The 10,991-nt window shown below is 36.2% G+C and carries 12 protein-coding genes and 1 pseudogene; all 13 read left to right on the top strand.

Features of this window, described 5'->3' with window-relative positions:
- Positions 1-262: pseudogene (locus VNJ50_RS02835) on the top strand (cytochrome c); the annotation flags it as partial.
- A 79-nt stretch (positions 263-341) separates the two neighbouring features.
- A complete protein-coding gene (locus VNJ50_RS02830; protein WP_325578861.1) occupies positions 342-1,115 on the top strand; it encodes a formylglycine-generating enzyme family protein in 774 nt (257 codons plus the stop codon).
- Between the two features lie 4 nt (positions 1,116-1,119).
- Positions 1,120-1,836 (top strand): SCO family protein, encoded by a 717-nt coding sequence (locus VNJ50_RS02825; RefSeq protein WP_325578859.1) that lies wholly within the window; start codon positions 1,120-1,122, stop codon positions 1,834-1,836.
- Positions 1,837-2,378: 542 nt separating this feature from the next.
- Positions 2,379-2,870 carry a cytochrome c gene (locus VNJ50_RS02820; protein ID WP_325578857.1) on the top strand — a complete coding sequence of 164 codons (492 nt, stop codon included), beginning with the start codon at positions 2,379-2,381 and terminating at the stop codon, positions 2,868-2,870.
- Between the two features lie 41 nt (positions 2,871-2,911).
- Positions 2,912-3,487 (top strand): fasciclin domain-containing protein, encoded by a 576-nt coding sequence (locus VNJ50_RS02815; protein ID WP_325578855.1) that lies wholly within the window; start codon positions 2,912-2,914, stop codon positions 3,485-3,487.
- Between the two features lie 32 nt (positions 3,488-3,519).
- The gene (nosZ, locus tag VNJ50_RS02810; RefSeq protein WP_325578853.1) at positions 3,520-5,493 is read left to right on the top strand and encodes a Sec-dependent nitrous-oxide reductase; all 1,974 of its coding nucleotides are present in this window, start codon (positions 3,520-3,522) and stop codon (positions 5,491-5,493) included.
- Between the two features lie 141 nt (positions 5,494-5,634).
- Positions 5,635-6,249, top strand: a complete 615-nt coding sequence (locus VNJ50_RS02805) for a hypothetical protein (RefSeq protein ID WP_325578851.1) — start codon at positions 5,635-5,637, stop codon at positions 6,247-6,249.
- A 105-nt stretch (positions 6,250-6,354) separates the two neighbouring features.
- Positions 6,355-6,789 (top strand): nitrous oxide reductase accessory protein NosL, encoded by a 435-nt coding sequence (locus VNJ50_RS02800; protein ID WP_325578849.1) that lies wholly within the window; start codon positions 6,355-6,357, stop codon positions 6,787-6,789.
- 75 nt (positions 6,790-6,864) lie between these two features.
- Positions 6,865-8,079, top strand: a complete 1,215-nt coding sequence (locus VNJ50_RS02795) for a nitrous oxide reductase family maturation protein NosD (RefSeq protein WP_325578863.1) — start codon at positions 6,865-6,867, stop codon at positions 8,077-8,079.
- Entirely contained in the window at positions 8,076-8,783 is a 708-nt protein-coding gene (locus tag VNJ50_RS02790) for an ABC transporter ATP-binding protein (RefSeq protein WP_325578847.1), read from the top strand. The genes VNJ50_RS02795 and VNJ50_RS02790 overlap by 4 nt, the downstream gene beginning before the upstream one ends.
- Positions 8,776-9,558 carry an ABC transporter permease gene (locus VNJ50_RS02785; protein ID WP_325578845.1) on the top strand — a complete coding sequence of 261 codons (783 nt, stop codon included), beginning with the start codon at positions 8,776-8,778 and terminating at the stop codon, positions 9,556-9,558. The genes VNJ50_RS02790 and VNJ50_RS02785 overlap by 8 nt, the downstream gene beginning before the upstream one ends.
- A gap of 69 nt (positions 9,559-9,627) precedes the next feature.
- Positions 9,628-10,023: a hypothetical protein gene (locus tag VNJ50_RS02780; protein WP_325578843.1), complete on the top strand. Its 396-nt coding sequence runs from the start codon at positions 9,628-9,630 to the stop codon at positions 10,021-10,023.
- Between the two features lie 102 nt (positions 10,024-10,125).
- A complete protein-coding gene (locus VNJ50_RS02775; protein ID WP_325578841.1) occupies positions 10,126-10,974 on the top strand; it encodes a hypothetical protein in 849 nt (282 codons plus the stop codon).
- The last annotated feature ends 17 nt before the right edge of the window (positions 10,975-10,991 follow it).

Below are 10,991 nucleotides of genomic sequence, written 5' to 3'. Positions count from 1 at the left end.
AGGGCAAGGTATTGCCAATGCATTTCCTCCTTTGGCAGCTTCAGATTATCTGAATGCTGATGTGGACAGAGCTATTGATGCAGTACTTCACGGTTTAAGCGGAGAGATTACCGTAAACGGTGTTAAGTACAACAGTATCATGACTGCACAAATGATTTCGCAAGAAGAAGTAGCTAACGTATTGACCTATGTGTATAACAGCTGGGGCAATAACAAAACCATTGTGACCCCAGAAATGGTCAGAAAAGTTAAAAACAAATAGAAAACAGTAAAATAGAAGGTTATCCATCAGTTGCCAACTTTTTATGGATGGCAAATATTTAAAACATAAATTTAAAATTATGAGTACCAAATTCTTCAGGTTGTCTTTTGTTTTGATCTTATTCCATATGTTTAGTTATGGGCAATCTGAAGATATGGTACGTATTAAAGGCGCACGCTACGTCCCATTGTACGGCAGGGATTCGACGGTTGTAGAGGTCAAGGATTTTGATCTTGATGTGTATCCAGTTACCAATGAGCAATTCCTCAATTTTGTAAAGAAGTTTCCACAATGGCAAAAGTCAAAGGTAAAAAAACTATTTGCTGATGGCATGTATTTGCGCAATTGGAAAAATGATCTAGAGCTTAATGACGGTGAAAAATTAAATAGCGCAGCCACCTATATCAGTTGGTTTGCCGCCAAAGCGTATTGCGATTGCTTAGGAAAACGTTTGCCAACCATGGACGAATGGGAGTATGCCGCCATGGCCGATGAAAAAGATAGGGATGCACGAATCAAAAAGTCTTACAACGAACAAATCTTGGCGTGGTATGAAGCTCCTAGAACCAACGAATATGAAGTGGGGCGCAATCCAAAAAATTTCTGGGGTGTTTATGACCTCCATGGCTTGGTTTGGGAATGGACCTCCGATTTTAATTCGGTTTTAATTTCCGGAGAAACTCGGAAGGATAATGAAAAAGATAATTTATTCTGTGGAAGTGCTTCGTTGGGAGCAACAGATTTAATGAATTATGCCGCCTTTATGCGCTATGCTTTACGAGGAAGTATCAAAGCCAATTTTGCCATTAAAAATCTCGGATTTAGATGTGCCAAGGATATTGAAATTCCATAACATTATGAAAAAAACAATTTTTATACTTTGCAGTATTTTATTTATAGGATTTACTGCGTGCAAAAATGATACCCAAAAAGTATCTGATGATGTCGTTCTATACGAATGCCCGATGCATTGCGAAGGCGATAAAACCTACGAAAAACCTGGTATTTGTCCAATTTGTGAAATGGATTTAACCGAAGTTGAGACCAGGGAGAAAAGTGCAAATAATGAAATTTCGGATCTTTCGATTTTTAACCTGACTTCCAAATGGAATGACCAAAATGGCAAAGAACTCCAGTTTGAAGATCTGAAAGGTGATGTGTTGGTTATGGTAATGATTTACACCTCTTGTAAAGCAGCCTGTCCGCGATTGGTTGCCGACATGAGAAATATTGAAGAGCAACTTTCAGAAGATGCAAAACAAAATGTAAAAATGATTTTGGTCAGCATCGATCCTAGTATTGATACCACCGAGCGGATGAAGGCGTTTGCCATAGAAAATATGATGGATAGAGAACCGTGGTTGTTTTTACGTTCTACCGAAGATAATACTAGGGAATTCGCCGCTGTGGTTGCTGTTAATTACAAGAAAATTTCACCCATTGATTTTTCGCATTCTAACATTATCAGTGTTTTTGATAAAGGTGGCGAAATGGTATTTCAACAAGAAGGATTGGGCGTTAATTCTGATGCTACCATCCAGAATATTGAAAAGGCCGTTGCAAACATTCTTTAGGTTTAGATGCTGATATAAATTAAAATTGATTCATATTTCACCTAAAATTATGGCACTTTAACAAAGAATACAAACCATTTTATTAATAGCTCGTCCCGAAGTATTTCCTTTCCATCAATCAACATTTGGAATGGAAGTGCTTCGGGATTTTTTTGTGGAATAGGAAGGTCTTTCAGTTTTAAATACGCGGTCTACTACTTTTTTTAGAATCGATTTTTTGAGTAGATGTTTATGTCTATATAAAACTAAATGCCATTAAAAAAACATTTCAAGTTAACTTATTAATCCAACGGTTTTTGAGTGGTAGATATATTTGGTACGCTGTTTTAATTTTTTAATAACATGTTCTATTGGTTTGAGTTGTAATTTGTTGTGAAAATATTCGCAAAAGGGATAAAAATATCCTAAATATGATTTTTATCATGTATTATCATAAATATTGCAACTATTTTTGACATTGAAAATCATGATATAACTATCGGTTTTCTATAGAAAAATAATTATTTGTAAAATTTGTATAAAAAAACTTAAACGAACTCACAATGAAAAAAGGATTAATGATTTTTACAGCTTTAGGATTAACACTGTTAATGGGATGTGGTGATGGAGAAAAAAAAGAAGCACCATCATACGGTAAAAAAACCGAACAAAAAGCTGAAACAAAAGTAGTTGATGCAACGCCGGCATCAGTACGAGTCGATTTGACAAATAAAGGTATTGGACCGATTAAGTCTGTGACTTTGGGCGCCGAGATAGATACCGAAATGGCTGCTTTAGGAGAAGGTGTATTTAATGCAAACTGTACGGCCTGCCATAAAGCTGACAAAAAATTTATTGGCCCTGCTCCAAAAGGAATTTTAGAAAGAAGAACTCCGGAATGGGTGATGAACATGATTTTAAATCCTGAGGAAATGACTCAAAATGATCCACTTGCAAAAGATCTTTTAGTTGAGTTTAACGGTTCGCCAATGGCTAACCAACACTTGTCAGAAGAGCAGACAAGACAGATATTGGAATATTTTAGGACACTATAATAGCACAAAACAAATCAATCAACCTCTAAAAGCTAATTCAAATGAAAACAATCCTTAAAATGGTTTTTGTTTCCTTCGCGGTACTTGTATTTGCAGCTTGTAAGAATGAAACAGCCAATGACCCCGCAACTTCCCCGGGAAGTTCAGTTCAAGGTGATGTCCAGTCTAAAAACCAAGGACAGGCCTTTATCGAAAATGATGAGTCGGAGCCAAACATTTTGCAAATCGCGATTGGATCACCAGACCATACCACGTTAGTGGCAGCCGTACAAGCAGCAGGATTAGAAAACTCGCTGGTCAATGCAGGGCCATTAATGGTTTTTGCACCAACAAATGCAGCATTTGAAGCTTTGCCAGCAGGAACGGTTGAAGAACTGTTAAAGCCTGAAAACAAAGAAAAACTGGCGTATATCCTAAAAAACCACGTGACTCCAGGAAACTACTCAAAAGCTTTTTTAAAGAAATTTCCAACCGTAGGGCAAGCAAGTGGCGAAAATGTACCTGTTGAGGTTAATGGTGATGATGTTTATGTAGGTGGAGCTAAAATTTTGGCTAGTATTCCTGCCGGCAATGGAATTGTTCACGTTGTGGATAAAGTCATTTTACCGGCAAACTAATTTTGAAACAATTTAATGTAAACTATAGGACTATGAAAAAAACAATTAATATTTTATTATACTTCGTTATAGCTGCCGGATTGGTAAGTTGTAACAATGGAAGTAATGGCAAATCGGGGAGTAAGAGCCAAGGTGGTGGTCTTGCTACCAATGCTGCTGAAAGGGTGTATGTTGCACCAGGTGAGCATGATGAGTACTACGCATTTATGTCTGGAGGATTTAGTGGACAACTTAGTGTTTACGGATTGCCATCTGGACGAATGCTGAAAGTACTTCCGGTATTCTCACAAAACCCAGAAAATGGATATGGTTATACTGAAGAAACCAAGCCAATGTTAAATACATCTTACGGTTTTGTGCCTTGGGACGACTCGCATCACCCAGATATTTCACAAACCAAGGGTGAATTGGATGGTCGTTGGATTTTTATCAACGGAAACAACACGCCAAGAATTGCACGTATCGGTCTTGAAACCTTTAAAACTGAAGAGATCATAGAAATTCCAAACAGTGCCGGGAACCACAGTTCTTCGTTCATTACGGAAAATACCGAGTATGTTGTAGCAGGAACACGTTTTTCTGTGCCAATTCCACAGAAAGATATGCCTATTAAAGAGTATAAAGGAAATTTCAAAGGTGCTTTGACCTTCATTAGCGTTGATCAAGAAACAGGACGTATGGGCATTAAATTCCAATTGATGATGCCTGGATTTAACTACGACCTTTCTCACCCGGGACGTGACAAGAGCCACGGTTGGTTCTTCTTTACAACGTATAACACTGAAGAAGCTCACTCGTTATTGGAAGTGAATTCATCACAAAACGATAAGGACTTTATTGCTGCTGTTAACTGGAAAGTTATTGAAGAGTATGTCAATAATGGCGGTGGAACAAAAGTTCCTGCAAGATATGCACACAACGTTTTAGATGAAAGTACACATACTGCTACTTCAACCATGTTGGAAGAAGTACTTACTGTAGATCCATTGCAAGTTCCTGGAGCTGTTTATTTCTTGCCAACTCCAAAATCTCCTCACGGTTGTGATGTCGATCCATCAGGTGAGTATATTATTGGTAACGGAAAACTTTCTGCCGACTTAACGGTGCATAGTTTTACCAAGATGCTTGATGCTATTGAAAACAAGAAATTTGACGGTGAAGCTTATGGTATTCCAATCTTGAATTTTGAAGATATTTTAGCTGGAGTTGTTAAACAACCAGGATTAGGGCCTCTACATACTGAGTTTGATGGTCAAGGTAATGCTTATACCACGTTCTTTATTTCTTCTGAAGTTGTAAAATGGAAGTTAGGTACTTGGGAAGTTGTAGATCGTCAGCCAGTATTCTACTCTGTAGGACACGGAATGATCCCTGGTGGAAACTCACGCAAACCATTTGGTAAATACTTTGTAGCCTTAAACAAGATTACTAAAGACAGATACTTGCCAACGGGACCAGAGCTTACACAATCAGCTCAGTTGTTTGATATTAGTGGAGAAAAAATGGAATTGTTGTTAGATTTCCCAACCATTGGTGAGCCTCACTATGCGGCTGCTATTCCAGCGGAATTGATTGCTAAGAATTCTAAGAAAATCTATAAACTTTCTGATAACAAGCACCCTTATGCTGCACTTACAGATAGTGATGTAAAAGTTGTTCGTAATGGAAAAGAAGTTCATATCTACATGAATATGATTAGAAGTCACTTTAACCCAGATAATATTGAAGGTGTAAAAGTTGGAGACAAAGTTTATTTCCACGTAACCAATCTGGAACAAGACTTTGACGTACCACACGGATTTGCAGTAATTGGTGCTAATAATGCCGAAATGCTAATCTTGCCGGGTGCTACAGAAACCTTGGTATGGGAGCCTAAGCAAGTAGGTGTATGGCCGTTTTATTGTACAGACTTCTGTTCGGCACTGCATCAAGAAATGCAAGGTTATATCCGCGTGAGTCCAGCCGATTCAAATATCGAGTTCTCTTGGGGCTTGGATGAGGATTAAGCCGCAGATTATAAGTTATAAGGTGAGGAAAATTTTGTTTTAGTGTTTATTTTCCTACTCTAAGGCGAGAGTTGATTTATCGCTCTCGCCTTTCTTTTTAAATCACAATTAACTGAATAGTTAGTCAAAAAAATAATAAACATGAAAAAAGCTGGTATTATAATGGTCATTGGATCATTGCTCTTATTAGGGCTGTTCAAATTTCCATTGTGGAATATTATGCTCGGTGCACCACAGTACCCAGATCCTCTTGGAATGAATATTTATATTCAAGGAATTGAAGGTGTGGAAGAGTTTGATATTCAAAATATAGATAATCTTAATCATTATATCGGGATGAAAACCATTCCTAAAGTTGAAGAAATGTGGGAGTTTAAGGTGTTTCCTGCAGTAGTTGGTGGAATGGCAGTGCTTGGGGCGCTCATTGGTTTGCTCGGCTATTTTGGTAAAGTAAGTTACAAATGGTTTTTAGGTTGGTTCATTGTGATGTCTGTTCTGGGCATTTTAGGAATGTACGATTTTAATCTCTGGTTAATAGAATACGGTACCGATTTGGATCCGAAGGCAATCATGAAATTGGTAAACCTAGATGGAACGCCTATGACTTACAAACCACCGCTTCTAGGTTATCAAAAGATGCTTAACTTTGACGTGGACTCTTGGCCGGCAGCAGGTGCTTACATGATTTTTATCGGGATGTTGCTTACTGTAGTGGCTTTCTTTGTTGGAAAAAAAGCTTCTAAAAATCAAGCTTAAATCTGAGGTTAAGGTCATTTCAATTTACCGTATCCTATCAAAAGCGATGGTAGAAAAATTATTGAGAACATTGAAAATTGATTTCCAATTTAAAAATATAAAAAGATGAAACAGTTTGTTTTTTTTGGTATGTTAAGCCTGTTTTTAACGTCTTGCAGTGTTAGCCCACAGCCTATAAATTATGGCATGGATGCGTGTTATTATTGCGATATGACCATTGTAGATAGGCAACACGCTTCACAGGTAGTCACTTCAAAAGGTAAAGCGTATAAATATGATGCGATTGAGTGTATGGTGCATTCGTTACAGGATGAACTGAAAGATACCGAAATAGCACTTTATTTAGCTGCAGATTTCAATCAACCTGGTGAATTGGTTGATGCTACAAAAGCGTCTTTCTTGGTTAGCGAAAACCTGCAAAGTCCAATGGGAGCAAACCTTTCAGCTTTTTTAAATGAAGATGCCGGTAAAACTGCCAAAGAAAAATATACAGGAAATCTTTACTCTTGGGAAGCCATCCAAGAGCATCTAAAATTATAAGAAATCAATTTTGTAAGATTTTCACTAATAAGGAATTTAATTTTGAAGAATAGAAACTACATAGTCTTTTTTTTAATGGTGTTTGTGACCAGTATAAATGTATGGTCAAAAACCATAACCGTTTGTTCTTCGTGTAGTATTACCACTATTAAAGAAGCGATTGAATTAGCTTCGGAAGGCGATACTATTTTGGTGAAAAATGGAATTTATAGGGAACACAGTTTAAAAATCGACAAAGGCATTACCTTAATTGGCGAAAATTTTCCGACAATTGATGGCGATTCAAAAGGTGAGATTATTACCATAGGTGCCGATAATGTCACTATTGATGGTTTTAAAATCATCAATGTTGGTGTAAGTTATACCACAGATTATGCTGCGGTTAGGGTAGTGACAAGCAAAGGATTTACAATTCAGAATTTGGAATTGGAAAAACTTTTCTTCGGAATTTACCTTCAAAAATCCGCTAATGGCAAAGTGTTGAACAACAAAGTTAAAGGGGAGGCAAAAACCGAATTCAATTCTGGGAATGCCATTCACTTATGGCATTGCAAAGACGTGGAAATACGCAATAATGATGTGCGTCATGTTCGTGACGGTATTTATCTCGAATTTTCAGATAATATATTAATTAAAGATAATTTTAGTAAAAACAACGTACGTTACGGACTTCATTTTATGTTCAGTAACCATAACAAAGTGATTAATAATACATTTGAAACCAACGGTGCCGGCATTGCTTTAATGTTCTCCAAATTTATGGAAGTGCAAAATAATGTCATCACCAAAAATTGGGGAACTGCAGCTTACGGATTATTGTTGAAAGAAGTGAACGATGTAAATCTTATCAACAACAAGTTTATAGAAAACACCGTCGGTATTACTGTTGAAGGCAGTAATCGACTACGATACATCGACAATGATTTTACAAGTAACGGTTATGCCATTAGAGTAAAGGGGGCCTGTTATGATAACCATATTATAAACAACAATTTTTTATACAACTCCTTTGATATTTCCTATAACGGAAAAATCAATGACAATAAATTTGATAATAATTTTTGGAGCAATTACACAGGTTACGATCTGGATAAAGATGGTATTGGCGATATTCCTTTCCGACCTGTAAAGCTGTTTTCATATATAGTTAACCGGACGCCCGAAACCATTATTTTGCTCAGAAGTTTATTTATAGATATTATAGATTTTTCAGAAAGAGTGTCTCCGGTATTTACCCCAGATGATTTGATGGATGAAAATCCAAGAATGAAACGCATAGATAGATCATGATAGAAATTAAAGAGTTATATAAAAAATTTGGTAAGAATGAGGTTCTTAGTGGACTCAATTTAGACATTGAACAAGGCGGAATTTTTGCCGTATTAGGTCCCAACGGATCTGGTAAAACAACCCTCATTAAATGCTTGTTGGGCATGGTAATTCCTAATAAAGGTGAAATTTCCGTCATGGGGAAAAATATCAAAAGTGATTCGAGTTATCGGCATAAAATTGATTACCTGCCTCAAATAGCCAATTTTCCCAATAACCTAAAGGTAAGGGAATTAATTACTATGATAAAGGATTTGCGCGGAAAGGTGCAGTTAGATCAAGAACTCATAAGTTTGTTTAAATTAGAACCTTATTTAGATAAAAAACTGGGTAATCTATCGGGCGGAACCAAGCAAAAAGTAAACTTGGTTTTGACCTTTATGTTCGATAGTCCTTTGATCATTTTGGACGAACCAACTTCGGGTTTGGATCCCATTTCATTGTTGCGCTTAAAAAAACTGATCCAATCAGAAAAGGCTAAAGGCAAAACCATTCTGATTACTTCACATATCATGAGTTTTGTTGAAGAAATTTCAGACCAAATTGTATTTCTTTTAGAGGGTAAAATTTACTTTAAAGGAAGTATTACCGAATTAAAAGATAAAACCAACCAACCGGATTTCGAACATGCCATCGCATCCATTTTAACTGACAATCATGCTTAAAATATTAAAATATAGTTTTTACGATTTAATGCGAAGCCGTTGGAGTTACGTCTATTTTGCATTTTATCTGTTATTGGGAATTGTACTATTGTTTTTAAACAATGATCTTTCAAAGGCAGTCATCACTTTAATGAACGTGATTATCATTTTGGTGCCATTAATCGGGACTATTTTTGGAGTAATGTATTATTATAATTCTAAGGAATTTACCGAATTGTTATTGGCACAACCTCTAAAACGTTCGTCAATATTTTTAGGCCAATATCTTGGGGTTGCAATTTCCTTGTCCATGAGTTTGATTTTGGGATTGGGAATTCCATTTGTGTTTTATGGTCTGTTTATGTCCAATGCCATTTGGGATTTTACTTTATTGCTGATTACAGGAACGTTTTTAACCCTCATTTTTACGGCGTTGGCATTTAATATCGCCCTGTCTAACGAAAATAGAATTAAAGGTTTTGGCTATGCCATTTTGTTATGGTTGTTTTTAGCTATTATTTATGATGGTTTGTTTTTAATGTCACTTATTATGTTTGAAGATTATCCTTTGGATAAACTTTCGTTAGTAGGAACGGCATTAAATCCTATCGATTTATCCCGAACATTAATTTTGCTCAAATTGGATATTTCTGCTTTGCTAGGCTATACTGGTGCAGTTTTCAAACAGTTTTTTGGTACGAGCTTCGGATTAATTGTTTCTTTTGTGGCATTGACTTTATGGGTTATTTTGCCAGTGCTGAGAATCGTCGTAAAATCAAAGAAAAAAGATTTTTAAAACGTAAGTTAGAAATAGATTATGATCAATATCATTTTTAATGATAGATAATCTGCTTAAATTTGTATTATGATTGCAACCCTTGCACATAAAATTACAGCTTATATTTTGGTCATTATATTATTTGCTCAAAATATCAATACCCTTGTGATTATGGGTGATTTTTTGGCCAACCAAGCAATCATTGCAAAAAACCTCTGTATTCAAAAAGACAATCAACAAGGGTGTAACGGGAAATGTCAATTAACCAAACAGATTGTAGAAAGTACACCAGATTCCAATACAGATTTACCAGCGCAAGAAACCAGACGAATGGCTTTAGATGCCTTCTGCTTATTCCAAATAGAGTTTGAAGGAGGACAAAACCACATTTTAGCAATTACTCAGCCCACACTTTTTGCGTATGCGCCTGCAATTATACATACGTATCAAGATGTTGATACGCCACCACCCAATTTTAGTTAGTTTTTTGTTTTAAAACCTTATGGTTTTTCCTTTTCTGACTTATTTATTTAAGTAAGAGAAATAGTCTTTTGCATTTATTTTAAACTTAAAAAACAACAAAAAATGAAACTAAAATATATCATTCCAATTCTGTTTATCTCTCTTTTTAATTTGTCGTGCTCCTCGGACGATGATAACACTGACCAAGTTATTAATGAAACCGAAGGGCTTAAAAAAGTCCAAGAACTTAGCAATTCTACACATACCGTTGAATTATATACCACTTCGGGTAATTTTAAAACCGGCTATAATGCCATAAGTATGAGGATAAAAGATAAGGCCACTAACAATTTTGTGGAGAACGCCTCTTTGTCTTGGATGCCGATTATGCAAATGCCAACTAAAGCGCATTCTTGTCCAAAATCGGCTATTTCTAAAGCTGTTGGAAAACAGACCATTTATGAAGGTTTTATAGTGTATCAAATGACCAATCTTGATGGCTCGGGATGGTCTTTAAAAATTGATTATTCTATTAATGATGTCGCTTATTCTGTAACTTCTGAGATTGAGGTTTTTCAAAGTGAGTTCCAAAATGTTACTGCTTTTACGGGAACGGATGAGGTCCGTTATGTCTTGGCATTGATTGAACCAAAAGAGCCTAAAATAGCCGTAAATAAGATGAAAGTAGGTTTGTTTAAAATGGAATCTATGATGTCTTTTCCAACGGTTTCGGATTATAAGATTGCTTTAGATCCGCGCATGCCAGGGATGGGCAATCATGGTTCTCCAAACAATACCGATTTAATTTTTGATGCTGTGGATCAACTTTACCATGGCAATTTGTCGTTGACAATGACCGGTTATTGGGTTCTCAATCTAAAGTTGTTGAATGCTGATAACAGTGTTTTGAAAGGGGAGGATGTCACCGAAGGCCATACAAAAAGTTCACTCTACTTGGAACTTGATTTTTAACCCAATCTTTTATAATA

Source organism: Gelidibacter sp. (genome assembly GCF_035577925.1).
In the GTDB taxonomy this organism is placed as follows: domain Bacteria; phylum Bacteroidota; class Bacteroidia; order Flavobacteriales; family Flavobacteriaceae; genus Gelidibacter.
This window is presented reverse-complemented; position numbering and strand designations above follow the sequence as displayed.